This is a genomic window from Actinoplanes sp. NPDC023936, from assembly GCF_040639325.1.
Classification (GTDB): Bacteria; Actinomycetota; Actinomycetes; order Mycobacteriales; family Micromonosporaceae; genus Actinoplanes.
Window position 1 is genome coordinate 17,002 of the sequence record NZ_JBEZZR010000026.1, and the last position, 26,035, is coordinate 43,036.

Below are 26,035 nucleotides of genomic sequence, written 5' to 3' on the forward strand. Positions count from 1 at the left end.
TTCGGCGGCTTGGCCCCCGCGGGCCGATGAGTTCCGGGCGCGGCGCCGGTCATACCCGGCATGGCGACGATTTTCCCGGTCGGCTCGGGGGTGGGCCGCGCCGAGATCCCCGCGCTCTGCGCCGATCTCGGCGCGCTGCTGCACGGCCGGAGACCCGGCGTGGTGCTCTGCGAGATGACCGGCCCGGGACCGCCCGGCGTGGCGACGGTCGAGGCCCTGGCCCGGCTGCGGCTCACCGCCCAGCGGCACGGGTGGCAGCTGCGCGTCCGCGGCATGACCGCCGATCTGCACCAGCTGATCGGCGTGCTCGGCCTGTCCGCCACCCTGCCGGCGGACGGCGACATCCAGCCCTGACATGAACGGCGCGACATCGTTCATGGACATGCGCCGAACGGCTGATCACCGATGATCGACCATCGGCTAGAACTGATCACTATCTGATGTGCACGATCAACGGGGGTGGACGCATGTCCCGACGAGGCTGGCTGAGCATGCTGGTGACCGCGCTGCTGGCGGTGACGGCCGGAGTCCTGATCAATCCCGCGCCCGCGGCGGCGGCCGCGTGGGAGTACGACAACGCGGTGGCGTCCAGCGCCCCGAGCGGCGACTACGAGTGCCACTCGGTGACCGGCGTGACCGCGTGCTACAAGCCGTACGGCGACTGGTTCTACGTGAAGGACACCGCCGCGGACAGCGCCTCGGCCACCGCCATGTGGTACATGAACTACAACCGGGACTGGAACTACTGGGACCGCCAGGGCGAGTGCCGCAACAAGCTCGGCAACGGCAAGTGGGGCGCCTGCAACAAGGACCTCGACGAGGAGGGTTTCGTCAAGATGACCGGCCGGGTCGTCGACTTCTCCCCCGAGCCGGACGAGTTCATCCGCTCCACCGGCTGGTTCTGGGTGCAGTAAGGCTCAGCGCCGGGGCGGCAGGTCGAAGAGCGGGAACAGGCGGCCGGTGTCGAGGAAGTTGGTGACCGACGCGACCCGGCCGCCGGAGATCTCCAGAACGATCAGCGCCCACGGCTCGTGCCCGTCGCCGGACGCCGCCGGCCGGTACTGCCCGAACGCGGGCAGCCCGTTCGCCACCGTCGGCACCAGCCGCGAGCCCCGGCAGCCGCTGCCGGTGCCGGACATCCACGCGGTGATGTCGTCGGGGCCGCGCAGCCAGAGCGGCAGCGGCGGCATCGACAGCGTGGCGTCGTCGTGCAGCAGGGCGGTCAGCGCGGTCAGGTCGTACTCCTCGAACGCCTTCACGTAGCGCGCCAGCAGGGCCCGCTGGTCGGCGTCGAGCGGCTGGTAGACGTCGGCGGACTGGGTGGTGGCGGACAGGTCGGCGGCGGCGATCGTGGCCCGGGCCCGCTGCAGGGCGCTGTTGACCCCGGCGACCGAGGTGCCGAGCAGCTCGGCCACCTCCTGCGCCGACCAGGCGAGCACCTCGCGCAGCAGCAGGACCGCCCGCTGCCGGGCCGGCAGGTGCTGCAGCGCGGCCACGAACGCCAGCCGGACCGATTCCCGTTCGGCGATCACGTGCGCGGGGTCCGTACCCTCGAAAAGCCTGCCGTCCGGAACCGGCCCCACCCAGATCTCCTCCGGCCGGGGCTCGCCGGGGTCGGTCGCGTGACCGGAACCGGCCGGGCCGAGGTCCATCGGCCGGACCCGGCGCTGCGCTGCGCCGAGCATGGTGAGGCAGACGTTCGTGGCGATCCGGTACAGCCAGGAGCGCAGCGCGGAGCGTCCCTCGAACCGGTCGAAGCCCTTCCAGGCGCGGATCATCGTGTCCTGCACGGCGTCCTCGGCCTCGAACATCGAACCGAGCATCCGGTAGCAGTACCCGGTGAGCTCCGGACGGAAGGGCTCCAGCTGCGTCGCGATGTCGGTCACACGGGCGAACCTAGCCCAATCGGAAATTCCTTGGCCACCCGCGATGAGTTTCCGCCGCCCGCCCGGTCTACCCGGCATGGCTTACGCAGACGTGAACGGCATCAACCTCTACTACGAGATCCACGGCGCCGGCCGCCCGCTGGTGCTCCTGCACGGCGGCCTCGGCTCGGGCGAGATGTTCGGCGAGAACCTGGACCGGTTCGCCGCGAACCACCAGGTCATCCTCCCCGACCTGCAGGGTCACGGCCGCACCGCCGACGTGGACCGGCCGCTCGACTACGCGACGATGGGCGACGACATCGCCGCCCTGATCGCGCACCTGGGCCTGGAGAAGCCGGACGTGGTCGGCTACTCGCTCGGCGGCGGCGTGGCCCTGCAGGTCGCGATCCGGCACCCGGAGACGGTGTCCAAGGTGGTCGCCGGATCGGCCGGGATCCGGCGCGGCGCCATCTACCCGGAGATCCTGGAGCAACAGCTCCAGGTCTCCGGCGCGTCCGCCGAGTTCATGAAGGACACCCCGATGTACGAGCTGTACCAGCGGGTCGCGCCGCACCCGGAGCACTTCCCCCGGCTGCTCGACAAGATCGGCGAGACGATGGCGAAGGACTACGACCTCACCGAGGAGGTCCGCGGCCTCCAGGTCCCGACGCTGGTCATGGCGGCCGACGCGGACATGTGCCCGCCGAGCCACTTCGTCGAGGTGTTCGCGCTGCTCGACGGCGGGCAGCGGGACGGCGGCTGGATGGGTGAGGGCCGGCCCAAGGGCGGGCACGCGCTCGCCATCCTGCCCGGCCTCACCCACTACAACGTGGTCGACTCCCCGCTGTTCGCGGCCACCGCGCTCGCCTTCCTCGATCAGCCGGCCCTCGATCAGCCGGTTCTCGATCAGCCGGCCCTCGATCAGCCGGCGCAGTAGGCGCGCAGGTGCCGGGCGGTCAGGGTGTCCGCGGCGACCAGCTCGGCGGGGGTGCCGGTGAAGACCACCGCGCCCCCGTCGTGCCCGGCGCCCGGGCCCAGGTCGACGATCCAGTCCGCCCGGGCCATCACCGCGAGATGATGCTCGATCACCACCACCGTGTTCCCGGCGTCGACCAGCCGGTCCAGCAGGGCCAGCAGCTGGTCGACGTCGGCCAGGTGCAGCCCGCTGGTCGGCTCGTCCAGCAGGTACGTCGCGGTGCCGCCAGCCATGTGCACGGCCAGCTTGAGGCGCTGCCGCTCACCGCCGGAGAGCGTGTTGAGCGGCTGGCCCAGGGTGAGGTACCCCAGGCCGACCGCGGCCAGCCGGTCCAGGATCACCCGCGCCGCCCGTTCGGAGGAGCTCGGCTCGGTGAAGAACTCGAGGGCGTCGGTGACCGGCATGGCCAGGACCTCACTGATGTCGCGGCCGCGCAGCTTGTAGCCGAGCACCTCGGCGGTGAACCGCTTGCCCTCGCACTCCTCGCAGACCGTCGCGACACCGGCCATCATCGCGAGATCCATGTAGACCAGGCCGATGCCCTTGCAGTTCGGGCAGGCGCCCTGGGAGTTCGCGCTGAACAGGGCCGGTTTCACCCCGTTGGCCTTGGCGAACGCGGTCCGGACCGGGTCGAGCAGGCCGGTGTACGTGCCCGGGTTGCTGCGCCGGGAGCCGCGGATCGCCGACTGGTCGACCACGATGACGCCGTCGCGCTGCGGCAGCGACCCGTAGATCAGCGAGCTCTTGCCGGAGCCGGCCACCCCGGTCACGACGGTCAGCACGCCGGTGGGGATGTCCACCGACACGTCGCGCAGGTTGTGCCGCGTGGCGTTGCGGATCGGTATCTCGCCGGTGTGCGGGCGGACCACGTCCTTGAGCCCGACCCGGTGGCCGAGGTAGCGCCCGGTGACGGTGTCCGAGGCCCGCAGTCGCTCCACGGTGCCCTCGAACTGGATCCGGCCGCCGGCCGGTCCCGCGCCCGGTCCGAGATCGATCACATGGTCGGCGATCGCGATGGTCTCCGGCTTGTGCTCGACCACGAGGACCGTGTTGCCCTTGTCGCGCAGCCGCAGCAGCAGCCCGTTCATCCGCTCGATGTCGTGCGGGTGCAGGCCGACCGTGGGCTCGTCGAAGACGTACGTGATGTCGGTGAGCGGCGAGCCGAGGTGGCGCACCATCTTGACCCGTTGCGCCTCCCCGCCCGAGAGGGTGCCCGACTCGCGGTCCAGTGACAGGTACCCGAGTCCGATCTCGACCAGCGAGTCGAGGGTCTGCCGCAGGGTCGCCACGACCGGCGCGACGGACGGCGCGGTGATCCCGCCGATGAACGCGGCGAGGTCGCTGACCTGCATGGCGGAGCACTCGGCGATGTTGCGCCCGTCGATCCGGGAGGCGCGGGCCTCCGGGCGCAGACGGGTTCCGCCGCAGTCCGGGCAGGCCGCGAACGTGACCGCCCGGTCGATGAAGGCCCGGATGTGCGGCTGCTGCGCGTCCCGATCCTTGCTCAGAAAGGACCGCTGCACCTTCACGACCAGGCCCTCGTAGTTGGTGTTGATCCCGGCGATCTTCACCTTGGTGGCCTCGCGGTAGAGGAAGTCCTGCAGTTCCTGCTCGGTGAAGTCCCGGACCGGTTTGTCGGGGTCCAGGAATCCGGACTCGGTGAAGTTCTTCACGTACCAGCCGCCGAGGGCGAAGCCGGGCACCGTGATCGCGCCCTCGTTGACCGACTTGGATCGGTCCACGAGCTGGTCGACGTCGATCGTGGAGACCTTGCCGATGCCCTCGCACGCCGGGCACATGCCCTCGGCGTTGAACGAGTAGGCCAGGGCGCTGCCCGCGCCCGGCTCGCCGAGCCGGGAGAAGACGATCCGGAGCATCGTGTACGCGTCGGTGGCGGTGCCCAGGGTGGAGCGGGCGTTCGACCCCATCCGCTCCTGGTCCACCACGATCGCGGCACTCAGGTGATGCAGCGCGTCGACGTCCGGTCGCGCCGGACTGCCCATGAACGACTGCAGGAACGCCGAGTACGTCTCGTTGATCAGTCGCTGGGACTCCGCCGCGATCGTGCCGAACACCAGCGACGACTTGCCGGATCCGGAGACTCCGGTGAAGACGGTCAGCAGGCGTTTCGGGATGTCGACGGAAACGTTGAGTAGGTTGTTCTCCCGGGCGCCGCGAACTTCGATGGCTTCAGTCACGCGGCGACGCTATCGCGCCCTGCGGTCAGAAGCTGTCCGTTATCCAGCGCGGCGCCGCGCCCGGCGGGCCGCCAGCTCGTCGCCCTCGGCCGGCTCGTGGGGCAGGCCCACCGGCGCCGGAGCGGCCGGCTCGGCCGGCAGGTGCGACAGCGAGCCCTGGATCTCCTTGAACGCGCCGCCGATCGCGATGCCGAACACACCCTGGCCGCCCTGGAGCAGATCGACGACCTCCTCCGGCGACCGGCACTCGTAGACGGTCGTCCCGTCCGAGATCAGCGTGATCTCGGCCAGGTCGTCCACCCCGCGCGAGCGCAGCGTCTCGATCGCCCGGCGGATGTTCTGCAGGGAGACACCGGCGTCCAGCAACCGCTTGACGACCTTGAGGACCACCAGGTCGCGGAAGGAGTAGAGCCGCTGGGTGCCGGAGCCGGACGCGTCGCGCACACTCGGCACGACAAGCGTGGTCCGCGCCCAGTAGTCGAGCTGCCGGTAACTGATGCCCACGGCCTGACACGCCGTGACCCCGCGGTAGCCGACCGAGCCGTCCTCGCCGACGAGTGGGCCTTCAAGAGGCTGCTCGTGCACGCGAATACCTCCCCCTGCCCATGAACGAATCTAGGCGGTATGCCGGTTCACCTGGACTTCACGAGCGTATATCTCAGCCCCGGTGGAAACATGGAGGTAACCGCACGACACGCCGCGTGCGGGCGAGGGATTCCTTCGGCGAGCGTCGATAGGTCAGACGCTTCAGCCCGCGAAGTCCTCCGGCCGCACCTGGTCGAGGAACTCGCGGAACTTCTCCACCTCGTCCTCCTGCTCGTCCGGGATCACGATGCCGGCCTCGGTGAGCACCTGGTCGGCGCACCGGATCGGCGCGCCCACCCGCAGCGCCAGCGCGATCGAGTCGCTCGGCCGCGCGGAGACCCGCAGCTCGTCACCGATCAGCAGGTCGGCGTAGAAGACGTTGTCCTTCAGCTCGGTGATCTCGACCGCCTTCAGCGGCGCGTCCAGAGCGGTGAGGATGTCCCGCAGCAGATCGTGCGTCAGCGGGCGAGCCGGTTTGACGCCCTGCTGCTCATACGCGATCGCGGTCGCCTCCACCGCACCGATCCAGATCGGGAGGTACCGATCGCCGTCGACCTCCCGCAGCAGGACGATCGGCTGGTTGCTCGGCAGCTCCACCCGGACCCCGACCACGCTCAGCTCGCGCACCGCATGCCTCCGTGTCGTTGTTTTGTCGCCGCTGTCGGTCCAGCCGCCCCTAACCTGCACGGTACACGCACGCGTCCTCGGTCCGACCTGTGCGGGATACCCCTGTCCAGGGTAGGCCGAACGCCGGTCAGCGGCCGAGTTCGCCGCGCAGGCCGGAGCGGACCAGAGCCGCGTGCAGCCGCTGCGAAAGCGCCTGCAGCTCACGGGCCGTCTCCGCGGCCCGGGCCCGGGCCGCCGGGTCCTGCTGGCGGGCCAGCGGCGCCAGCAGTTGTGTGAACAGGCCCACTTCGCGGTCCGCGGCGTTGCGGAACGCGCGCAGGTGACGGGCCTCAAGCCCGTACCGGCCGAGCCCGACCACGGCCTCCACGATGATCACCGCGTCGGCGTCGTACCAGCCCGGCGGACGGGCCGTGACCAGGCCGATCTGCTCCAGCTCGGCCAGCACCGCCTCGTCCACGCCGGTGCGCTCGATCAGGTCGGCCTTCGGGATCCGGGCGTCCGCCGGGTCGGCGGGCCGGGAGGGGCCCACCGCCACCAGCGTCGGCCGCTGCGGCACCGCCGGCTCCTGCTCCATCCGGTCCAGCTGCTCGCGGATGACCCGCAGCGGGAGGTATTGATCCCGCTGCGCGGTCAGCACGAAACGCAGCCGGGCCACGTCGTTCCAGGAGTACTTGCGGTACCCGGAGGCGGTGCGTTGCGGGTCGACAAGACCCTCCGCCTCCAGGAACCGCAACTTCGAGATCGTGGTGTCGGGGAACTCGGTGCGCAAATGGGCCAGCACCTCCCCGATGCTCATCAGCGCACTCTCACGCCCGCCCGCGGAGCCGGAAGCTCCCGGGTCGCGCGCGGCCGCCCCCGACGCGTTCACGCCCGGCCGCCCTCGCCCTCCGGTCGCGGACCGGCGATGAACACCAGACGGAACTTGCCGATCTGGACCTCGTCGCCGTTGCTCAGTGTCGCGGCCTCGACGCGCTCCCGGTTCACGTACGTGCCGTTGAGCGAGCCGACGTCGCGGACGGTGAACGTGCCGCCGTCACGGTGGAACTCGGCGTGGCGGCGCGAAACCGTCACGTCGTCGAGGAAAATGTCACTGTCCGGGTGCCGTCCACTGGTCGTCACGTCGTGGTCGAGCAGGAACCGGGCACCCGCGTTCGGGCCACGGCGGACCACCAGCAGCGCCATACCGGGCGGCAGCGAACCGGACATCCGGCTCGGCACCACGTCGGTCTCGGGTCCCTCGAGCACCTCGTCAAGGGCGCCAAGGTTCAGCGTGGACGTGACGTCGAGTGGGGGAAACTCGTCGTCTGGGCGCGTCATCGGACCACCTCACGGATCAGTTGGTCGTCGCCTCCCGGCGAGGCTCGCAGCACTGCGGTCCCCGGCCGGGGCCAATTGCTGGCCCGACGCACGACTATCGGTTTCAAAGGAATAACAGTTCTTCGTGTGCTTGGCGAGCCTAGTCAGCCTCAATATCGCTGAGCAACAAGACTCGCGGAGGCCGATATGCGCTTTATCAGCTCTCGGTCAGAGCGCGATACGCCGCGGCGTCGAGCAGAGAATCGAGTGCCGCCGGATCGTCCGGCGCGATCTCCACCAGCCAGCCCGCAGCGTACGGCTCGCCGTTGATGATTTCCGGCTCGTCGGCGAGGGTGCCGTTCTTCGTCACCACCGTGCCCGCTATCGGCGCGTAGATCTCCGAGACGCTCTTCGTCGACTCGATCTCACCGAGCGAGTCACCCGCCTGCACCACCGTGCCCTCGTCGGGCAACTGCACGAAGACGATGTCACCCAGGGCGTCCTGCGCGAAGTGGGTGATGCCCACCCGCACAGGGCCGCTGCCGTCGCCGGCGACCCACTCGTGCTCCGCGGTGTACCGCAGATCCTCAGGAATCAACGCTTCCTCCGTTTATCACGAAACCGGACGCGCGTACTGCAAGGCTGTCGCCTTGCGCACCTCGGTCACCTCGACCATGGGACGCGAGTCCATGGTCACGCTACCGCCGTCGTTCTTCACCGACGCGACCACCCCGCCCGGGATTTGCAGCGCGGTGCTCATCGTTCCCGCCGGACCGATCACCAGAAGCCGGAACTTACCGGTCAGGTGCACGCCATCGGCGAGGATTCCGCCACCTTGGGCGTCGACGAAATAGGTCGCCGCCACAATGCGCACGGCCGCGCCGTTCTCCCCGATCAGCTGCATGACCTCGCCACCCGAGCCGCGCAGCTCCTGAACGGCGTTGAGGATCCCGGACGCCTTCACCTTCTCCAGCGTGATCTCCAGACCGGGACCGCGGCCGGGCAGGGTGCCGGCCAGCAGGCCCAGCTCCTCGCTGCGCTTGCTCGCCTCGGCGAGGGCCGCCTCCCGCCCCTCGACACCCGAGGAGAGCTGCTGACGGGTCGTCTCCAGGGCCTGGATCTCGGAGAGCAGCCGGCTGTCCTGCGCCTCCAGGTCGCTCAGGATCCGGACCAGGTCCTCCTGCCGCGCGGTCGCCAGCCCGTCCTCCGCGTCGTTGCTGCGCAGCTGCACCACCAGCATGAAACCCAGCAGCGCGAGGAGCACCCAGATCAGCGTCCCGGCCGGCGCCGGGCGCCGGAGCCGTCTGGGGCGAGCGTTAACAAGATCACTTTCCGGGGGTACGGGTTCGGCATCGTCACGCTTTTCACTCGATGGGGGCGTCTCCTCCGCCGCGGGGGTCTCCGCCCCGGGCGGAGCCGTCACGGTCTCCCCCACAGCGTCCCGGGCGGCATCCCGGCCGGCATCGTCACGGGCGGCATCGTCACGGGCGGCATCGTCGCGGGCGGCATCGTCGCGGGCGGCATCGTCGCGGCCAGCACCGTCCTGGCCGGCGTCGTCACGCCGGGCGTCGTCTCGGTCGGTCATCGCAGTCCCCATCCCGTCCTACGCCCGGAACAGGTGCCGGCGGATCGCCGCGACATTACCGAAAATCCGCACACCGAGCACCACGACGACACCCGTGGAGAGCTGACCGCCCACGCCGAGCTGGTCGCCGACATAGACGATCAGCGCCGACACCAGCACGTTCGATATGAACGACACGACGAACTGCTTGTCGTCGAATATGCCGTCCAGTTTGGCCCGCACCCCGCCGAACACCGCGTCCAGCGCCGCCACCACCGCGATCGGCAGATAGGGCACCAGCTCCGGCGGCACGGCCGGTTGGAACACGATGCCCAGCAGGACACCGGCGAGCAGAGCGAGTACGGCGATCATCGGCCGCCTTCCGACGCAGAGCCGGACGGCACGGGGGATCCGGAGCCGTCCGGCGACGAAGAGGAGGAGCCCGACGGCGCGGGCGGTGGGGTGCTCGGAGTGGCGACCCGCAGCTTCAGCTCGGTCGCCGCCTCCAGCGTCACGTCTTTCACCTCGGCCGCCTCGAACGACATGCCGTACCGCGCGACGAGGGTCTCGAAGAAGTGCCCGGCGTAACCCTTCCGGAAGTCGCCGGCCAGGTCGTCCGGCCCGATCGCCACCACCTCGTACGGCGTGGCGACCGGCTGCACGTTGACCAGGATCGCCTCGCCCGCCTGCCGGATCGTCGACGTGGCGGTGAGGCGCTGCCCGTTGATGGAGATCGCCTCGGCGCCCGCGCTCCACAGCGCGTTCGCGGCGAGCTGCAGGTCGGTGTCCTTCACCCGGCTCTCGACCCGCCGTTCCCCGGTCACCGGGTCCACCGACGTCGGGCCGTCCGCCAGGGTGATCTTCGCGCCGGAGCCGCGCACGGTCTCGAACCCGGTGGCCGCCTCCAGGTCGCGCAGCTCGGCCAGCGCGGCCCCGCTGAGCTCCCGCTCGCGCAGCGCGGCGACCTCCTCGGCCAGCGCGTCCGCGCGGCTGCGTAGCTCGGCGGTCTCCCCCCGGCGGTTCTCCACCTGGTCGACCAGCTCGTCGCGGGCCTGGGTGCGGGCCGGCTCCTCGGCGACCGTCTGCTGGTAGGCCACCACCAGCAGGAAGCCGATCACCAGCAGGACGACAGCGGTCGAGCCGGCGGCCATGCTCCGGGCGGCGCCGGTACGCCCGCGGCCCTCGGCCTTGCGGGCGGCGGCATCGGCGTAGCCGGGGTCGAGCGGGTTCTGGAAGAGGGCGGTCAGGAAGTCCGGGCCGTACGTCCGCTTGCCCGAGCCGCCGTCCGGATCCGGAACCGTCACGGCTCGACCGTCCGCGGCGGCGCGGTCCGCGCGTCCGCCCGGTCGGCCCGCAGCAGCTGCGTAACCTGGATCAGGTAGAGCACCGCGGCCGCCCAGTAGAGCGCCAGCGCCCACCAGGCCAGGCCCCAGCCGGTCGGGTACGCCCAGGACTCCCACGAGGGCACGGCTTTCGCCAGCAGGATGATCGGGAACGCGGCGAGCAGCAGGAACGTGCCGGTCTTGCCGACGTAGTGCACGGGCAGCGGCCCGTAGCCGTGCCGGCGCAGCACCAGCAGCGCCACACCCATCACCGCTTCGCGGAGCAGCAGCGCGCCGGTGAACCACCACGGGACCACGTCGCGCACGGTGAAGCCGATCAGCGTGGCCAGGATGTAGAGCCGGTCCGCGAACGGGTCGAGCAGCTCACCGAGACGGCTCACCGAGTTCATCCGGCGGGCCAGGTAGCCGTCGACCCAGTCGGTCGAGCCGCCGATCGCCAGCACGATCACCGCGGCCACGTCGTGCTCCGCGACCAGCAGCAGGTAGAGGAAGAGCGGGACGCCGGCCAGCCGCAGAAAGCTGATCACGTTGGGGAGGGTGAAGATGCGATTGGAGGTCTCGATGGACGGCGCAGGTCGCTGCGACATCACGACTTCCTCTCCCCCTCGGCCCGGGCCCCCGCTCGGCGCCTGACTCGTGATCGGGGCCGCACGGCTCCGCCCACTCGCCGAGCAACTATAACCAGCCGCGTTCCCGTGCCCGACGCGCAGTCACAGGAGCCACACCCTCTACTGCGTCCTAGGAGGCTAGACCAATGGCCGGGTCGACCCATCACCGAGTGGTATACCAGTGTCCGCTTTCACAGCGGCCCCTTCTGCTGCCGTTGCGCCAGGCCAGGACGGGCGGAGGGATGAACACGGCGGGTAATCGACAGTTGGCAACGTGTCACCGCACGGCCAAGCTGGAGGCGTGTTGTCGATGAAGCATGTGATCCGCAGCGTGGACGAGGCACAGCAGGTGCTCAACGAGTCGTTCTACGCCATGGCCGTCGAGGTGCTCGCTCCCCTGCCGGGCTGGACCGCCTCGTTCGCGGTCGGCGGCGACGACACGGTCATGATCGGCGACCTGCACCTCGGCGTGGACGTGCGGATCGACGCCGGCGAGCTGGGCGCGTACCACGTGAACCTGCCGTTCTCCGGCCACATGGTCTTCCGGCAGGGCAGCTCCGCGCCGCGGCTCGCCTCCGCCACGCACGCCGGCGTCTACCTGCCGACCGGGCACACGATCGTGGACCGCTGGTCCGGCGACTGCCGGATCATCGCCGTGAAGATCGGCCGCGCCGAGCTGGAGAACCATCTGTCGCTGATCCTGGACGCGCCGGTGCGCGGCCCGATCGACCTGACACCCGAGCTCGACGTCCGCCGGGGCGCCGGCGCCGCCTGGGCCCGGCTGGCCCGGATGGTCGCCGCCGACACCTCCGAGGCCGGGCTCACCCGGCATCCGGTGATCGGCGCCCGGCTGCGCGAGGTCCTGGTCAGCGGCCTGCTGGCGGCAAGCGACCACCGGTACCGGGACGCGATGGAACGCCATCGCCCGGCCCTCGCCGCGCCCGGCGCGATCCGGCGGGTGGCCGAGGCGATGCGCGCGCAGCCGGGCCGCCCGTTCACCGTGGCCGATCTCGCCGCCATCGCCGGCGTCGGCGTGCGGTCACTGCAGCAGAGCTTCCAGAGGTACGCGGGGATGCCCCCGATGACCTATCTGCGGCAACTGCGGCTCGGCCTGGTCCACGAGGAGCTGCGCCAGGCCGCGCCCGGAACGACCGTGGCACAGGTCGCCTACCGCTACGGCTTCACCCACCACAGCCGCTTCGCCGCCGCCTACCGCGAACGGTACGGCGTCGCTCCCTCGCACACCCTCCGCACCTGACCCCCGCCGGGCCGGGCCGATCAGCGGCGACCCCGGCGGGCGCGGACGTAGTCGTCGATGACGTAGCGGCCCAGTTCCTCGGCGTCCGGGCTGAAGACGCGGCCCCCGTTGCGCTCGGCCACCTTGCCGATGAAGCGCTGCAGCCCCGGATCCTCGCCCAGCATGAAGACGTTGAGCGTGGCGCCGTACCGGGTGAGCTGGTCCACCTCGCGCACCGTCGCCCGCACGGTCTCCGGCAGCGGCGGCCACCAGAAGATCGCCTCGCCGTCCTCCTCCAGGTGCGCGGTCGGCTCGCCGTCGGTCACCACGAGCACCACCGGCTCGGCGCCGGGATGCCGGCGCAGGTGCCGGCCGGCCAGCAGAAGCGCGTGCTGCAGGTTGGTGCCCTTCTCGACGGTCGGCTCGATCGCCGCCAGCTCGCCCTGGCCGAGCGTCTGCGCGTGCAGGCCGAAGCCGATGATCTGCAGCGAGTCCTGCGGGTACTTCGTGGCGACCAGGTGGGACAGCGCCAGGGCGGTCTGTTTCATCGGGCCCCAGCGGCCGTCCGCGTACATCGAGTACGACAGGTCGACGCAGAGAGCCACCGCCGCGGACGCGCGCCGCTCGGTCTCGGCGACCTCGAAGTCGTCCGGCTCAAGGCGTACCGGAAGGGTCTTGAGGTCTCGGGAAGCGGCCCGGCGGCGGACCGCGTTGCCGATCGTCCGCACCACGTCGAGCGGCTGGTCGTCGCCGAACTCCCAGCGCCGCGAGGAGCCGATCAGATCACCGGCCGCGCCCGCGTCGCGCATGTCGTGCTCGCCGCGCTTGCCCCCGGCGATGTCCTGGAAGATCCTCGCCAGGGCGGTGTGGCCGAGCCGGCGCAGCGCTTTCGGGGAGAGCGTCAGGCCCTCGGTGTCGCGCTGCACCCAGCCCTGACGCCGCAGCTCGCGTTCCAGCTCACGCAGCCGGCGCACGTCGTCGGCGGCGCCCCGGCCGAGCTGGCGTTCCACGGCCTCGACGTCCACGTCGTCCAGGGTGGCGCCGGGATGCTCCTGGCCGAGCTGGTCGATCACCTCGTCCAGGTCGGCGATCTCGCCGAGCGCGGACGCGGCGTCGCCGTAGCCCAGGTCGGCGGGACCGCGCATCCGTTCGCCGCGACCCCAGTTCAGGTTCGGGCGCAGCGACCGCAGGTTGTCGGTGAGCTCCGCCAGCCGGCTCGCGAGCGGGCCGTCGCCGAGCGCCTGGGCCATCAGGTTCTGCAGCTCCTCGCGCTGCTGCGGGCTGAGCGAGCGCATCAGCCGCTCGGCGGCGGCCGCCTGGCGGGCCAGCGAGTCGATCAGCTCGTCGACGGTGCGCGGGTTGTCCGGGAAGAACCGGCCGTGCTTGTCCATGAAGTCGCGGAAGGCGTCGTCGGTGTCCTCGCCGCGGGCGTGCTTGCCGAGCAGGTCGTTGAGGTCGGACACCATCGCCGAGACCTCGGCCATGTCGCCGTTCTGCAGCGCCTGCTTCATGCCGGCGAACCGCTGCGCGACGACCTCCTGCCGCAACCCGTCGAGGATCTGCTGGTAGATGCCGCGCGCCTCGTCCGAGGCCCAGCGGTACTCGGACAGTTCCGAGACGGCCTGGGAGACCGACCGCGGCAGGCTGTCCAGCTGCGCCTCGGCGAACCGCGCGTCGTCGTCGTCGCGGGCCGCCAGCGCGTCCCGCTCGGCGGCCAGGGCCTGGTCGAGCATCTGCCGGGCCCGGGTGACAGCGCCGTCCAGGTTGCCCCGGCGCAGCGCGTCACGCCGCAGCCGCTGCGCCCGTGCCCGCAGGTCGTCGAGCCCTCGGCCGTCCTGCGGGCCGCGCCGGATCAGGTCGCGCAGCGCGTCGCGCAGGCTGTCGCCGGCGAGCACCCGCTCCCCCATCGCGTCGACCGCGGCCCGCACGTCGTAGGGCGGGGCGAGCGGGTCCGGCCCGTCCCGCCACGCGCCGTAGCGAAAGACGCTGCCGCTCATGCCCGCCACCATGCCGGAGAGGTGAGAAGAGCCATGATCAGCTCCCGTACAGGGTGCGGCCGTCGTCGGTCAGCTCCTTGGCCAGCCGCCGGGTCAGGTGCAGTCCCTCGAGCACGAACTCCACACCGGACGCCGCCTGGCCGGGGCTCGGCGCGTCACCGAACCCGAGCCGGTCGAGCACCTTGGACAGGCCCGGCACGGTGCCGATCTGCCCGAGCAGCTCCTCGGCGCTGACCAGGTCGCCGGTCTGGACGATCGCGCCGTCGGCGACCAGGTCGGTGAAGCCGGAGAGGTCCAGGCCGCTGAGCCGGGCCCGGAACGTCTCGGCCGTCGCGACCCGCAGCAGGTGCCCGAGGATCTCGGTCTCCCGGCCCTCCTCGCCGCTCTCGAACTCGACCTTGCCACGCAGCGTGGACGTGACCGAGACCGCGTCGCAGATGCGGGCCACCGCCTCCCGCTCGCCGCGCAGGCCGGCCCGGCGCAGCGCGGACGCGGCGACGGTCTCGGCGGCCGCGATCGCGAACCGGGCGGAGACGCCGGACCGGGCGTCCACCGACGGCGACTCGCGGACGCCGCGCGTGTACCGGGCGAGGACGTCGACGAGGTGCTCGGGAACGGCCGCGACCAGGGCGGCCTCCTGACGGATCAGGGCGGTCTCGAGCTCCAGGTCGACCGGGTAGTGGGTGCGGATCTCGGCGCCGAAGCGGTCCTTCAGCGGAGTGATGATCCGGCCACGGTTGGTGTAGTCCTCCGGGTTGGCGGACGCCACCAGGAGCAGGTCGAGCGGGAGCCGGAGCTGGTACCCCCGGACCTGGATGTCGCGCTCCTCGAGCACGTTGAGCAGCGACACCTGGATCCGCTCGGCCAGGTCGGGCAGCTCGTTCACCGCGAAGATGCCCCGGTTCGTCCGGGGCACCAGGCCGAAGTGGATGGTCTCCGGGTCACCGAGCGCACGTCCCTCGGCCACCTTGATCGGGTCGACGTCGCCGACCAGGTCACCGACGCTGGTGTCCGGGGTGGCGAGCTTCTCGCCGTACCGCTCGGAGCGGTGCAGCCAGGAGATCGGCAGCAGGTCGCCGGTCTCGTCGGCCAGCCGGCGGGTCGCCGGGGTGAGCGGATGGTACGGATGCTCGTGCAGCTCCGAACCGGTGATGAACGGCGTCCACTCGTCGAGCAGGCCGGTCAGCGACCGGATCAGCCGGGTCTTGCCCTGGCCGCGCTCGCCGAGCAGCACCATGTCGTGGCCGGCGAGCAGGGCCCGCTCGACCTCGGGGAGGACCGTGTCGTCGTACCCCACGATGCCGGGGAAACGCGGCTGTCCGGTGCGCATGCGGTCCAGGAGGTTGGCGCGCAACTCCTCCTTGACGGTGCGGAACTCGTGCCCGCTCGCACGCAGCTCGCCCAGAGTGCGCGGCAGGTCGGCGGGGGGAATGGGTGTGATCGCGGAAGGAGCCTCTGTCACCGCAAGAACGCTACTCCTGTCGGTCCGGCAATCCACGAATGTGATCGGGGACGCATCCAGACCCGCGAGATTGGCTCTGGCTCACCCCGGCTGCCGCGGCGCACGCTCTGCGGCATGACGAACATCGCGAGGTACGTGGCCTTCAGCTCGGATCCGGCGGGCGGCAACCCGGCCGGTGTGGTCCTCGACGCCGCCGGGCTCGACGACGCGCGGATGCAGAAGATCGCGGCCGAGGTGGGGTACTCGGAGACCGCGTTCGTGACCGGCCCCGCCGGCGACGGGATCCGGGTGCGCTACTTCAGCCCGCTCGCCGAGATCCCGTTCTGCGGGCACGCCACTGTCGCCACGGCTGTCGCGCTCGGCGACGGCGACCACCTGTTCGTGACGAACGCCGGTCCGGTCCCGGTCGTCGCCGAGAACGGGGTGGCGACGCTGACCAGCGTGGACCCGCACGTGACGGACCTGCCGCCGGGCCAGCTGGCGGACCTGCTCGCGGCGCTGCGGTGGGACCACGGCGACCTCGACGAGCAGCTGCCGCCCCGGGTCGCGTACGCGGGGGCGTACCACCCGATCGTGGCCGTGACCAGCCGCCGGCGCCTCGCCGAGCTGGACTACGACGTGCCGGCGCTGAAGGCGCTGATGGAGGCGCGGGGCTGGACCACGGTGCAGCTGGTGTCCCGCGCGTCGGCGGACACCTTCGACGTGCGGGACCCGTTCCCGATCGGCGGCGTCTACGAGGACCCGGCGACCGGCGCGGCGGCGGCGGCGTTCGGCGGTTACCTGCGTGAGCTGGGGATCGTGCCGGCGGAGGCCACCGTTGGCCTGCGGCAGGGCGACGACATGGGCCGGCCCAGCCGGATCACGGTCCGGCTCGTCGCGGGCTCGCCCGGCGTGCGCGTCAGCGGAGAGGCCGTCCCGATCACGGAATAAGTTCCGCGGGCCGAGGGCTGCCCCTCACATGACGGCAACCCTGTTCGACCCGCGCACGCTGCTCGCGGAGAGCCGGCTCGGTGTCCTCGCCACGATCAAGGCGGACGGCCGGCCGCAGCTCTCCCCGGTCACGCCCCACTACGACACCGAGGCCGGCGTCATCATGGTCTCGATGACCGAGGGGCGGGCCAAGACCATCAACCTGCGCCGCGACCCGCGCGCCACACTGCAGGTGACGAGCGCGGACGGCTGGTCGTGGGCGACCGCCGAGGGCATCGCCACGCTCACCGGGCCGGGCGACGACCCGGCCGGCCCCGAGGTGGACGCGCTCGTCGACTACTACCGGCGGGCCGCCGGCGAGCATCCGGACTGGGACGAGTACCGGTCGGTGATGGTGTCCGACCGGCGGGTGCTGATGACGATGACCGTGGATCACGTCTACGGGGCCCGGCTGCGCTGATCCCGGGGATCCCGGCTGAATCTAGGATGGCGTTTGATGAGCGCCACCATGATTGCCCGGGATCTCGCCGCGGGGCACGGCGACCGCACCCTGTTCACCGGACTCGACCTCGTCGTCGCGCCCGGCGACGTGATCGGTCTGGTCGGAGTCAACGGGGCGGGCAAGACGACTCTCCTCCGTACCCTCGCTGGTCTGATCCCCACCGAGAGCGGAAACGTCGCGCTCAGCCCGCCCACCGCCAACGTCGGATATCTGCCGCAGGAACGGGAGCGGCGAGCCGGGGAGACCGTCCGCGACTTCCTGGCCCGCCGCACCGGGGTGGCCGCCGCGCAGGAGGCCATGGACACCGCCGCGCTCGCGCTCGCGGCCGGGGAACCGGACGCGGACGACCGGTACGCGGCAGCCCTGGAGCGCTGGCTCGACCTGGGTGGCGCCGACCTGGACGAGCGGGCCGAGGCGCTGACCATGGACCTCGACGCGCTGATGACCTCGCTCTCCGGCGGGCAGGCGGCCCGGGCCGGGCTGGCGTCGCTGCTGCTCAGCCGCTACGACGTCTACCTGCTCGACGAGCCGACGAACGATCTGGACCTGGACGGGCTGGAACGGATCGAGGCGTTCGTGTCAGGTCTGCGTGCCGGCGCCGTCGTGGTCAGCCACGACCGGGAGTTCCTGACCCGGACCGTCACCAAGGTCCTCGAACTCGACCTCGCCCAGCAGCAGGTGCACCTGTACGGCGGCGGCTACGCCTCCTATCTCGCCGAACGGGAGCTGGCCCGGACGCACGCCCGCGCCGCCTACGACTCGTTCGCCGACAAGAAGGAAGACCTGCTCGAACGGGCCCGGATGCAGCGCGCCTGGATGGACAAGGGCGTCCGCAACGCCCGCCGCAAGGCGACCGACAACGACAAGATCGCGAAGAGCCAGCGCGGCGAGACCAGCGAGAAGCAGGCCGCCAAGGCCCGGCAGACCGAGAAAATGATCGAGCGGCTGGAGGTCGTCGAGGAGCCCCGCAAGGAGTGGGAGCTGCGCATGGAGATCGCCACGGCGCCCCGGTCCGGCGCGGTGGTGGCGACCCTGCGCGACGCCGTCGTCACGCACGGCTCGTTCACGCTCGGCCCGGTGACACTCCAGATCGACTGGGCCGACCGGGTGGCGATCACCGGCGGCAACGGGGCCGGGAAGTCGACGCTGCTCTCCGCGCTGCTGGGCCGGATCCCGCTCACCTCCGGGTCGCAGCACCTCGGCCCCGGCGTGGTGGTCGGCGAGGTCGACCAGGCGCGCGGGCTGTTCCTCGGCGACGACCCGCTGATGCGGGCGTTCGGCGCGGCCGTGCCGTCCTGGCCGGACGCCGACGTGCGCACGCTGCTCGCCAAGTTCGGCCTGCGCTCCGACCACGTGATGCGGCCGGCCGGGACGCTGTCCCCGGGCGAGCGGACCCGGGCGGCGCTCGCGCTGCTGCAAGCGCGCGGGGTGAACCTGCTGGTCCTCGACGAGCCGACCAACCACCTGGACCTGCCGGCCATTGAGCAGCTGGAGGCGGCGCTGGGCGAGTATAGGGGTACGTTGCTGCTGGTCACGCATGATCGGCGGATGCTGGAGGCGGTCGCGACGAACCGTCACCTGGAAGTGGCCGACGGCAAGGTGACCGCCTGAGGGGTGGCGCTCCCGCCGGGGCGGCGCTCGCACCGGGGCGGCGCTCGCACCGGGGCGGCGCTCCCGGCGGGGCGGCCCTTGTTCACGCCGCGATCTTGTCAGGATGACGCCCGCCTGGTAGTCAACGATTCACCTAGATCGCGGCTGTGCCGGTGTCAGTGGCGGGGCGACTCAGGCTGGTCAGGCCGGTCAGGCCGGTCAGGCCGTGATCGTCACGCCGCGTGCCGGAATCCGGGGTAAAGGTGGCGCTTTGAGGAAAAATGCGGACGCTCCAGGCCCCGCAGAATGACGCGAAGCGCCAACGCTCCACCGTCATCAGTGACTCACCGTGACACTGCCTCGACCTCGGGCGGCGCCGCGGGAGACATGTCGGATTTGTGAGGCCAGCAGGCCGGTGCCCCTCAGGCCGGCTACCTCTCCGATTTCTGCTACCTCGAGGTCTCGGGCGCCACCTCGCGACCGCCGTGTAGGCCGAATATGTTCTGGTAGCGCAGCTTTCTGGATGAGCCAGCGGGGTCAGTGCTGCCGGAATGGGCGCGCCGGAGCAACGGGTGGCGCCGGCCGTAGGCCAGAACGGTTACCCGAGCTTGATCACACGCCTGAGCTACGGCCCGGCGACGCCAGCCGTAGGCCAGAACGGCTACCCCAGCTTGATCACACGCCTGAGCTACGGCCGGGCGACGCCAGCCGTAGGCCAGAACGGCTACCCCAGCTTGATCACATGTGTGGGCTACGGCCGGGACGGCGGGTTCCAAGATCGGCGAGGCGGGAGGTGCCATGTGCGAGGTGCCATGTGCGAGATGCCAGCCGCAGGACGCCAGCGCGGGGTGGCGGGGCACGCGGGGCGCGGGGCCGAATATCTGCTGGCAGCGGGACTTTCTTAATTAGCCAGCGGGGTCAGCGTTCAGCGCCAGCCGGACCAGCCGGGCCTCAGCACTCCGGCGGCAGCACTCAGCGCCAGCTGGACCAGCCGGGTCTCAGGACTCGGGCGGCAGCGCTGAGCGCCAGCTGGACCGGCTGGCGCTCAGCGCTGGTCACCGCGGGGCGGTCAGCAGTTGAACTTGAAGCGCTCGTCCGGACCGATCTTCGTGGCGTCGGAGCGGACCACCTCCGCGCGACGGCCACCGCCACCGACGGCCGTCAGGTAGTTGCCGCTCGGGGTGCGGATGGCGGCCCAGCCGTCGGCGATCGGCACGACCGCCAGTTTCTCGTTGGCGCCTACGGTCGTCGCGTTCGAGCGGATCACGTCGGCCGTGCGGCCGCCGCCACCGACGACGCTGATGTAGTTCTTGTTCGCGGTGCGGACCGCGAACGTGGTGGCGGTCAGCGCGATGAGCTGGAACCGCTCGGTGGGGCCGACCGTGGTGGCATCGGTGCGCACCACGTCAGCCGCCCGGCCGCCGCCGTCGACGGCTGTCACGTAGTGGCCGCTGCGGGTCTGGATGCTGCAGTCCATCGTGGTAGGCGGCGCCGCCGCGGCGGGCGTGGCGAGGCAGGCCACGGAGACGGCAGCGGCCCCGAAGCACAGAAGACGAGACATGAAAGATCCCCCAGGGGTGCATAGTGCCTGATTTACCCCTAGAGAATAGGACATTTCGGGCGAAGATGTCGCAGCGGCGTGGCGGGCGGCGCCAGCAACGACCCGCGCACCGGCACGGCCGCGGGCCGGCGGCCGGGCTAACGCAGGCCGGCGGCCGGGCTAACGCAGGCCGGCGGCCGGGCTAATGCAGGCCGGCGGCCGGGCTAACGCAGGCCGGCGGCCATCGCGAAGAGGTGGCCGAGCACCGCGTCACCCGAGGTACGCAGCCCGTCATGCTCGTGCTCGCTGGTCAGCCAGGTGCGCACGTTCCCGACCTCGGCCGCCGTTCGCATCGAGAGGCCGGCGTCCACGTACATGTCGTCGGCGTAGACGGCGGCCAGGACCGGGACCTCGTTGGCGGCGAGACGGGCGGTGTCGTACAGGATCGGCCAGTCGTCTTCGGCGGCGAGCAGGTCGGCGGCGCCGGCGAACGGGCGGAGGGCGGCGATCTCCTGGAACATCCAGGGGTACATCATCTCGCCGGTGAACAACAGCGGCTCGGCACCGTCCGCGAAGTCCGGATATTTCGTGATGGCACGGGCGGCGGCCCAGCCCGTCGGCGTCGCCCCCTGCCCATAGGTGAACTCCTGCAGGGCAAAGATCGGCGCGTCGACGAACCCGGTCAGCTTCATCACGTCATACATAAACAAATCCGAAATGTCGGATTTGCTGCTGCTCAGCCACGCCTGCTCCAGCAACCAGTGCACCTGAGCGTACCCATAACTCATCCCGAAAACGCTGCCCAGCACCCGCAACCGCCGAGCCGTCAGCCGATCTCCGTCCGGCAGCAGCACCACATTCTCGGACAGGTGATCAGCGAGCCGCCGCACCAGCCCGGCGTCCTCCGGGAAGGCCCGGTAGAACTCCGCGTTCTTGGCGGCGACCCGGGGATAGGTACGCGCATAGACCTCATCAGCCGTGACGGACAGCCCCGGCAGCCCGCCCGTCACATAACAGGTCCGCAGCCCCTGCGGCGCCCCCGACAGATAGGCCATCGTGATGAACCCGCCATAGCTCTGCCCGAGGGTGTCCCACTTCGACCCACCGGCCACCCGTTCCCGCAGGATTTCGGCGTCGGCCACGATGCTGTCCGCCCGGAACAGCTTGAGGAACGCCGCGAGCCGGTCGGCCGGCATGTCCCGCACGGTCCGCGCGGTGATCGGGGTGCTCCGCCCGGTCCCCCGCTGGTCCATCAGCAGCACGCGATGGGTCCGCACCGCCCGGGCCAGCCAGGAGTCCGCGCGCAGCGGCCGGGGCGCCCGGCCACCGGGACCGCCCTCCAGGTAGAGCAGCCACGGCAGATCGTCGCCGGCCCGGTCGGCGGCGACGACCTCCCGCGCGAAGACCTCGATCCCGGCGACACCGGGCCGCCGGTGGTCGAGCGGCACGGTGACGGTGTGGTCGGTGAAAAGGAGTCCCGGATGAGCGATCACCCGGCCCACCTTAAGGCCCCGCGGCCACCGTGAGCGGAGCACTGATCGGGCTCTCGTTCCCGGACCGGTCCAACGCCGACAGGCAGTACGCCGCGCCGCCCGCCGGCGGCGACGGGTCGACCACCGGGGTGCCGGCCCGCCCGGTGGCGACGAGGTCGCCGCTCCGGTAGAGCGCCCAGCTCACCCCGTCGGCGGCCGCCTCGAACCGGAGCTGCCCGTTCCCCTCGCGTTTCGCCGCGACCAGGCGTGGCGCGGCGGGTGGCGCGGACGGCAGCCGTTCCATCCGGGGCTGCAGCGCCGGCGTCGCGTAGTGCGCGTTCCGGTACCGGGTGACCGAGCCGAGCTTGTTCTCCCGGATCATCTTGGCGCTGTAGTGGACCTGCCCCTGCACGCCGTACCGGTCGTTGAGCCGCATCTGCCGGTCCAGCTCGGCGGGGTCGCTCCAGTCGCCGTCCTCGCCGACCCGGTAGTCGGCCATCCCGATGTAGAGCTGCACGCCGGTGCCCTTGACGGTCTTCGCCCACCAGGGCAGCACCTTCGCGTAGTCGGCCTTGCCGAACCCGATCGTCCAGTAGAGCTGCGGCACGATGTAGTCCAGCCAGCCCTCGCGTACCCACTTGCGGGTGTCGGCGTAGATGGCGTCGTAGCTCTCCAGGCCGTTGGTGTCGGAGCCCTCGCCGCCGTTGCGCCAGATGCCGAACGGGCTGATCCCGAACTTCACCCAGGGTTTCACCGCGGCGATGCGCTCGTGCATCTCCCGGACCAGCGTGTCGACGTTCGCCCGGCGCCAGTCGGCCCGGGACTTCCCGCCGCCGTGCTTCGCGTACGAGGCGTCATCGGGGAAGTCCTCGCCCTTCTCCGGGTACGGGTAGAAGAAGTCATCGAAGTGCACGCCGTCGATGTCGTACTTCGTGACGGCCTCCAGCATCGCGTCCTCGACGAACCGCCGCGCCTCCGGATTGCCCGGATCGAAGTAGAGCCGCCCGGTCTTCCCCGTGGGATAGGCGATCCGCCAGTCCGGATGCGCGCGCAGCGGATGGTTCGGGGCCAGTTTCGCCAGGTCGGTGCCGGCGCCGCTGGGCGCCGGCTGGGTCCCCCGGTACGGGTTGAACCAGGCGTGGAACTCCAGGTTGCGCGCGTGCGCCTGCTCGACCATGAACGCCATCGGGTCCCAGCCGGGATCGCTGCCGTCCAGCTTGCCGGTCAGCCAGTTCGACCACGGCGCGTACGCGGACTTCCAGAACGCGTCGCCGCTCGGCCGGACGTGCACGAAGATCGCGTTGTGGTTCTGCGCGGCGGCGAGGTCGAGCCACCCCAGGTACTCCGCCTTCACCTGCGCCTCGGAAAGGCCCGGCTTCGACGGGAAGTCGATGTTGTAGACCGTGGTGAGCCACATCCCGCGCAGCTCACGCGGGGCTTTCACCGGCACGGTGCCGCAGCGGCCGTCCGACGTCGGCGCCGGCGCGGCCACCACCGGCACCGGATCGCCGGCGACGGCGTCCGTGGCGAGCGGCGAGTAGAGGGCGGCCCGGACCAGGCCGACGCCGAGGACGCCGACGGTGAACAGCACCACGGCGAGCAGCAGGGCGAGGCGCAGCGGGGGGCGGCGTAACACGGAGTGGCGGGCCATCAGAGCACCGAACGATAGACCTCGAGCGTGTCCTCGGCGATCCGCGTCCAGCTGAAGTGGTCCACCGCACGGCGGCGGCCGGCCTTGCCCATCGTCTCGGCGAGCTGCGGGTCGCGGAGCACGCGGGTCAGCGCCGCGGACAGGTCGGTCACGAACTTCTCCGGGTGCACCGGCGTGCCCGTACCGTCCTGGACCTGCTCGATCGGCACCAGCAGGCCGGTCTCGCCGTCCGTGACCACCTCGGGGATCCCGCCGGTCGCGGTGGCCACCACGGCGGTCTCGCAGGCCATCGCCTCCAGGTTCACGATGCCCATCGGCTCGTAGATCGACGGGCAGACGAAGACCGTCGCGTGGGTGAGCACCTGGATCACCTCCTGCTTGGGCAGCATCTCCTGTACCCAGATCACGCCCTGCGGGTCCCGGGCCTCACGCAGGTCGCGCGCCAGCTCGGCGACCTCGGCAGCGATCTCCGGGGTGTCCGGCGCGCCGGCGAGCAGGATGATCTGCGCCTCGGCGGGCAGGTCGTGACAGGCCCGCATCAGGTACGGCAGGCCTTTCTGCCGGGTGATCCGGCCGACGAAGACGACGCTGGGCCGGTTGCGGTCGATGCCGAGCCGGTCCACGACATCGGTCCCGTGGTCCGGCGAGTACAGCTCGGTGTCGATGCCGTTGTAGACCACACGGATCTTGTCGGGATCCACCGACGGGTACGCCCGGAGCACGTCCCGTCGCATCCCGCCGGAGACCGCGATGATCGCGTCGGCGTTCTCCGCGGCGGTCCGCTCGCAGAACGAGGAGAGCGCGTATCCACCGCCGAGCTGCTCGGCCTTCCACGGGCGCAGCGGCTCCAGGCTGTGCGTGGTCATCACGTGCGGGATGCCGTGCAGCAGTTTCGCGGTGTGCCCGGCGAAGTTGGCGTACCAGGTGTGGCTGTGCACCACGTCGGCGCCGGCCGCGCCGTTCGCCATCGCGAGGTTCACACCCATGGTGCGCAGGGCCGCGTTCGCCCCGGCCAGCTCGGCGATCTCCGGGTACGCGGTGACGCCGGGCTCGTCGCGGGGCGCGCCGAAGCAGTGCACCCGCACGTCGGCGAGGCGCCGCAGGTCACGGCTCAGGTACTCCAGATGCACCCCGGCGCCGCCGTACACCTCCGGCGGGTACTCACGGGTGATCAGGTCGGCGCGCAGTCGTCGGGTCACGAGTCGCAGGATAGCTGGCCGGTGCGATCAGTGACCCTGCCGACCGGTAGGCTCGAGCACACCACGGATCGCAAGACCATGACAGGCCAAGCAAGATATTTCGAACCACCCCTTCGGGTGGCGGACGGGCAGCCGGAACACTAGCGTCCTTCCCATGGCTGTCAAGGTGCTTGCGATCGTTCTGGCTGGTGGGGAAGGCAAGCGCCTGATGCCCTTGACGGCGGACCGGGCCAAACCCGGCGTGCCGTTCGGCGGCATCTACCGCATGATCGATTTCGTGTTGTCCAACCTCGCGAACGCGGGGTATCTCAAGATCGTTGTTCTGACGCAGTACAAGTCGCACTCGCTGGACCGGCACATCTCCAAGACCTGGCGGATGTCCACGCTCCTCGGCAACTACGTGACGCCGGTCCCGGCCCAGCAGCGGCTCGGCCCGCGCTGGTTCGCCGGCTCGGCCGACGCGATCTACCAGAGCCTCAACCTGATCAACGACGAGGCTCCGGACTACGTGATCGTCTTCGGCGCCGACCACATCTACCGGATGGACCCGAAGCAGATGGTCAACGACCACATCGCCTCGGGCGCCTCGGTGACGGTCGCCGGCATCCGGCAGCCGCTCTCGATGGCCGACCAGTTCGGCGTGATCGACGTGGCCGAGGACGGCAAGCGGATCAAGGCGTTCCGGGAGAAGCCGCGCGACGCGACCGGCCTGCCCGACTCGCCCCACGAGGTCTACGCCTCGATGGGCAACTACGTCTTCACCACCCGCGCGCTCTGCGAGGCGGTCTCCGCCGACGCGCAGAACCCGGACAGCAAGCACGACATGGGCGGCAACATCATCCCGATGCTGGTGGAGCGCGGCGAGGCGAACGTCTACGACTTCCGCGACAACGACGTGCCGGGCAGCACGGATCGCGACCGCGGTTACTGGCGTGACGTGGGAACGCTGGACTCGTTCTACGAGGCCCACATGGACCTGATCGCCACCCTGCCGATCTTCAACCTCTACAACCACGAGTGGCCGATCTTCACGAACTACGGCTCGTGGCCCCCGGCCAAATTCGTGCATGGGTACGACGACCGCCAGGGCCGCGCCATCGACTCGATGATCTCCCCCGGCGTGGTCGTCTCCGGCGCGCTCGTCGAGCGCTCGGTGATCTCGCCGAACGTGCGGGTCAACTCGTGGGCCCATGTGGACGGCGCCGTGATCATGGAGGGGGTGTCGGTGGGCCGCCGCGCGGTGATCCGCAACGCGATCATCGACAAGAACGTGGTGATCCCCGAGGGCGCCCAGATCGGCGTCGACCTGGACCGGGACCGCAAGCTCTACACGGTCAGCGACAACGGCGTGGTCGTCATCGGCAAGGGCCAGCGCGTCGAGCTGTGACATCAC

General features: G+C 71.0%; 26 protein-coding genes. 8 read left to right on the forward strand and 18 right to left on the reverse strand.

What is annotated here, in order from left to right; all coding sequences use genetic code 11:
- Positions 1-60 precede the first annotated feature (60 nt).
- Together AB0F72_RS28105 and AB0F72_RS28110 are read left to right on the forward strand one after the other, a co-directional pair.
- On the forward strand, positions 61-354 hold the full coding sequence (locus AB0F72_RS28105; RefSeq protein WP_360436842.1) for a hypothetical protein: 294 nt from the start codon (positions 61-63) through the stop codon (positions 352-354).
- 113 nt (positions 355-467) lie between these two features.
- Positions 468-914, forward strand: coding sequence for a hypothetical protein (locus AB0F72_RS28110; RefSeq protein WP_360436845.1), 447 nt, complete (start codon positions 468-470; stop codon positions 912-914).
- A gap of 3 nt (positions 915-917) precedes the next feature.
- On the opposite strand, the gene AB0F72_RS28115 is transcribed toward AB0F72_RS28110, so the two are convergent.
- A complete protein-coding gene (locus AB0F72_RS28115) occupies positions 918-1,886 on the reverse strand; it encodes a sigma-70 family RNA polymerase sigma factor (protein WP_360436848.1) in 969 nt (322 codons plus the stop codon).
- A gap of 76 nt (positions 1,887-1,962) precedes the next feature.
- Between AB0F72_RS28115 and AB0F72_RS28120 the strand changes: the two genes are divergently transcribed.
- A complete protein-coding gene (locus AB0F72_RS28120) occupies positions 1,963-2,802 on the forward strand; it encodes an alpha/beta hydrolase (protein ID WP_360436851.1) in 840 nt (279 codons plus the stop codon).
- On the opposite strand, the gene AB0F72_RS28125 is transcribed toward AB0F72_RS28120, so the two are convergent.
- The 10 genes from AB0F72_RS28125 to AB0F72_RS28170 form a co-directional block, all read right to left on the reverse strand.
- Positions 2,787-5,039, reverse strand: coding sequence for an excinuclease ABC subunit UvrA (locus tag AB0F72_RS28125; protein WP_360436854.1), 2,253 nt, complete (start codon positions 5,037-5,039; stop codon positions 2,787-2,789). The genes AB0F72_RS28120 and AB0F72_RS28125 overlap by 16 nt on opposite strands.
- 39 nt (positions 5,040-5,078) lie before the next feature.
- Entirely contained in the window at positions 5,079-5,624 is a 546-nt protein-coding gene (locus tag AB0F72_RS28130; protein ID WP_360436857.1) for a MerR family transcriptional regulator, read from the reverse strand.
- A gap of 162 nt (positions 5,625-5,786) precedes the next feature.
- Positions 5,787-6,251, reverse strand: a complete 465-nt coding sequence (locus AB0F72_RS28135; RefSeq protein ID WP_014445290.1) for a bifunctional nuclease family protein — start codon at positions 6,249-6,251, stop codon at positions 5,787-5,789.
- A gap of 127 nt (positions 6,252-6,378) precedes the next feature.
- Positions 6,379-7,047, reverse strand: a complete 669-nt coding sequence (locus AB0F72_RS28140; RefSeq protein ID WP_360436861.1) for a MerR family transcriptional regulator — start codon at positions 7,045-7,047, stop codon at positions 6,379-6,381.
- Between the two features lie 68 nt (positions 7,048-7,115).
- The gene (locus tag AB0F72_RS28145; protein ID WP_014445292.1) at positions 7,116-7,568 is read right to left on the reverse strand and encodes an FHA domain-containing protein; all 453 of its coding nucleotides are present in this window, start codon (positions 7,566-7,568) and stop codon (positions 7,116-7,118) included.
- Positions 7,569-7,764: 196 nt separating this feature from the next.
- The gene (gene gcvH / locus AB0F72_RS28150; protein ID WP_360436866.1) at positions 7,765-8,145 is read right to left on the reverse strand and encodes a glycine cleavage system protein GcvH; all 381 of its coding nucleotides are present in this window, start codon (positions 8,143-8,145) and stop codon (positions 7,765-7,767) included.
- 15 nt (positions 8,146-8,160) lie between these two features.
- The gene (locus AB0F72_RS28155; RefSeq protein WP_360436869.1) at positions 8,161-9,132 is read right to left on the reverse strand and encodes a DUF881 domain-containing protein; all 972 of its coding nucleotides are present in this window, start codon (positions 9,130-9,132) and stop codon (positions 8,161-8,163) included.
- 18 nt (positions 9,133-9,150) lie between these two features.
- The gene (locus tag AB0F72_RS28160) at positions 9,151-9,483 is read right to left on the reverse strand and encodes a small basic family protein (protein WP_229072715.1); all 333 of its coding nucleotides are present in this window, start codon (positions 9,481-9,483) and stop codon (positions 9,151-9,153) included.
- Entirely contained in the window at positions 9,480-10,415 is a 936-nt protein-coding gene (locus tag AB0F72_RS28165) for a DUF881 domain-containing protein (RefSeq protein WP_360436874.1), read from the reverse strand. Before AB0F72_RS28165 ends, AB0F72_RS28160 begins: the two co-directional genes overlap by 4 nt.
- Positions 10,412-11,041 (reverse strand): CDP-alcohol phosphatidyltransferase family protein, encoded by a 630-nt coding sequence (locus tag AB0F72_RS28170; protein WP_360436877.1) that lies wholly within the window; start codon positions 11,039-11,041, stop codon positions 10,412-10,414. The genes AB0F72_RS28165 and AB0F72_RS28170 overlap by 4 nt, the downstream gene beginning before the upstream one ends.
- 331 nt (positions 11,042-11,372) lie before the next feature.
- On the opposite strand from AB0F72_RS28170, the gene AB0F72_RS28175 reads away from it, so the two are divergent.
- The gene (locus AB0F72_RS28175) at positions 11,373-12,320 is read left to right on the forward strand and encodes an AraC family transcriptional regulator (RefSeq protein ID WP_360436880.1); all 948 of its coding nucleotides are present in this window, start codon (positions 11,373-11,375) and stop codon (positions 12,318-12,320) included.
- Between the two features lie 20 nt (positions 12,321-12,340).
- Here AB0F72_RS28175 and AB0F72_RS28180 read toward each other — a convergent pair whose 3' ends face one another.
- Together AB0F72_RS28180 and AB0F72_RS28185 are read right to left on the reverse strand one after the other, a co-directional pair.
- Positions 12,341-14,296, reverse strand: a complete 1,956-nt coding sequence (locus AB0F72_RS28180; protein ID WP_360436883.1) for a hypothetical protein — start codon at positions 14,294-14,296, stop codon at positions 12,341-12,343.
- Between the two features lie 37 nt (positions 14,297-14,333).
- On the reverse strand, positions 14,334-15,758 hold the full coding sequence (locus AB0F72_RS28185; protein ID WP_360436886.1) for a sigma 54-interacting transcriptional regulator: 1,425 nt from the start codon (positions 15,756-15,758) through the stop codon (positions 14,334-14,336).
- Positions 15,759-15,872: 114 nt separating this feature from the next.
- Between AB0F72_RS28185 and AB0F72_RS28190 the strand changes: the two genes are divergently transcribed.
- The 3 genes from AB0F72_RS28190 to AB0F72_RS28200 are packed head-to-tail and all read left to right on the forward strand — an operon-like array spanning position 15,873 to position 18,801.
- Complete coding sequence (locus AB0F72_RS28190; protein WP_360436889.1) at positions 15,873-16,688, forward strand: PhzF family phenazine biosynthesis isomerase; 816 nt, start codon at positions 15,873-15,875, stop codon at positions 16,686-16,688.
- Positions 16,689-16,716: 28 nt separating this feature from the next.
- On the forward strand, positions 16,717-17,148 hold the full coding sequence (locus tag AB0F72_RS28195; RefSeq protein WP_360436892.1) for a PPOX class F420-dependent oxidoreductase: 432 nt from the start codon (positions 16,717-16,719) through the stop codon (positions 17,146-17,148).
- 36 nt (positions 17,149-17,184) lie between these two features.
- Positions 17,185-18,801: an ABC-F family ATP-binding cassette domain-containing protein gene (locus tag AB0F72_RS28200; RefSeq protein WP_360436895.1), complete on the forward strand. Its 1,617-nt coding sequence runs from the start codon at positions 17,185-17,187 to the stop codon at positions 18,799-18,801.
- Between the two features lie 133 nt (positions 18,802-18,934).
- On the opposite strand, the gene AB0F72_RS28205 is transcribed toward AB0F72_RS28200, so the two are convergent.
- The 5 genes from AB0F72_RS28205 to glgA form a co-directional block, all read right to left on the reverse strand.
- Positions 18,935-19,117, reverse strand: coding sequence for a hypothetical protein (locus AB0F72_RS28205; RefSeq protein WP_360436897.1), 183 nt, complete (start codon positions 19,115-19,117; stop codon positions 18,935-18,937).
- 732 nt (positions 19,118-19,849) lie between these two features.
- Complete coding sequence (locus AB0F72_RS28210) at positions 19,850-20,341, reverse strand: hypothetical protein (RefSeq protein WP_360436900.1); 492 nt, start codon at positions 20,339-20,341, stop codon at positions 19,850-19,852.
- A 203-nt stretch (positions 20,342-20,544) separates the two neighbouring features.
- Positions 20,545-21,813, reverse strand: coding sequence for an alpha/beta fold hydrolase (locus tag AB0F72_RS28215; RefSeq protein ID WP_360436903.1), 1,269 nt, complete (start codon positions 21,811-21,813; stop codon positions 20,545-20,547).
- A gap of 10 nt (positions 21,814-21,823) precedes the next feature.
- Positions 21,824-23,443 (reverse strand): family 10 glycosylhydrolase, encoded by a 1,620-nt coding sequence (locus tag AB0F72_RS28220; RefSeq protein ID WP_360436906.1) that lies wholly within the window; start codon positions 23,441-23,443, stop codon positions 21,824-21,826.
- Entirely contained in the window at positions 23,443-24,642 is a 1,200-nt protein-coding gene (glgA, locus tag AB0F72_RS28225) for a glycogen synthase (RefSeq protein WP_360436909.1), read from the reverse strand. Before glgA ends, AB0F72_RS28220 begins: the two co-directional genes overlap by 1 nt.
- A 154-nt stretch (positions 24,643-24,796) precedes the next feature.
- Between glgA and glgC the strand changes: the two genes are divergently transcribed.
- Positions 24,797-26,029 (forward strand): glucose-1-phosphate adenylyltransferase, encoded by a 1,233-nt coding sequence (gene glgC / locus AB0F72_RS28230; RefSeq protein ID WP_360436912.1) that lies wholly within the window; start codon positions 24,797-24,799, stop codon positions 26,027-26,029.
- Positions 26,030-26,035: the final 6 nt, after the last annotated feature.

Bases quoted from the DNA above. Each gene is read 5' to 3' on its own strand.
- AB0F72_RS28105 (WP_360436842.1), top strand. From the start codon at position 61: ATGGCGACGATTTTCCCGGTCGGCTCGGGGGTGGGCCGCGCCGAGATC.
- AB0F72_RS28110 (WP_360436845.1), top strand. From the start codon at position 468: ATGTCCCGACGAGGCTGGCTGAGCATGCTGGTGACCGCGCTGCTGGCG.
- AB0F72_RS28120 (WP_360436851.1), top strand. From the start codon at position 1,963: ATGGCTTACGCAGACGTGAACGGCATCAACCTCTACTACGAGATCCAC.
- AB0F72_RS28140 (WP_360436861.1), bottom strand. From the start codon at position 7,047: ATGAGCATCGGGGAGGTGCTGGCCCATTTGCGCACCGAGTTCCCCGAC.
- AB0F72_RS28145 (WP_014445292.1), bottom strand. From the start codon at position 7,568: ATGACGCGCCCAGACGACGAGTTTCCCCCACTCGACGTCACGTCCACG.
- AB0F72_RS28155 (WP_360436869.1), bottom strand. From the start codon at position 9,132: ATGACCGACCGAGACGACGCCCGGCGTGACGACGCCGGCCAGGACGGT.
- AB0F72_RS28160 (WP_229072715.1), bottom strand. From the start codon at position 9,483: ATGATCGCCGTACTCGCTCTGCTCGCCGGTGTCCTGCTGGGCATCGTG.
- AB0F72_RS28170 (WP_360436877.1), bottom strand. From the start codon at position 11,041: ATGTCGCAGCGACCTGCGCCGTCCATCGAGACCTCCAATCGCATCTTC.
- AB0F72_RS28175 (WP_360436880.1), top strand. From the start codon at position 11,373: ATGAAGCATGTGATCCGCAGCGTGGACGAGGCACAGCAGGTGCTCAAC.
- AB0F72_RS28180 (WP_360436883.1), bottom strand. From the start codon at position 14,296: ATGAGCGGCAGCGTCTTTCGCTACGGCGCGTGGCGGGACGGGCCGGAC.
- AB0F72_RS28190 (WP_360436889.1), top strand. From the start codon at position 15,873: ATGACGAACATCGCGAGGTACGTGGCCTTCAGCTCGGATCCGGCGGGC.
- AB0F72_RS28195 (WP_360436892.1), top strand. From the start codon at position 16,717: ATGACGGCAACCCTGTTCGACCCGCGCACGCTGCTCGCGGAGAGCCGG.
- AB0F72_RS28200 (WP_360436895.1), top strand. From the start codon at position 17,185: ATGAGCGCCACCATGATTGCCCGGGATCTCGCCGCGGGGCACGGCGAC.
- AB0F72_RS28205 (WP_360436897.1), bottom strand. From the start codon at position 19,117: ATGACGGTGGAGCGTTGGCGCTTCGCGTCATTCTGCGGGGCCTGGAGC.
- AB0F72_RS28210 (WP_360436900.1), bottom strand. From the start codon at position 20,341: ATGTCTCGTCTTCTGTGCTTCGGGGCCGCTGCCGTCTCCGTGGCCTGC.
- AB0F72_RS28220 (WP_360436906.1), bottom strand. From the start codon at position 23,443: ATGGCCCGCCACTCCGTGTTACGCCGCCCCCCGCTGCGCCTCGCCCTG.
- glgC (WP_360436912.1), top strand. From the start codon at position 24,797: ATGGCTGTCAAGGTGCTTGCGATCGTTCTGGCTGGTGGGGAAGGCAAG.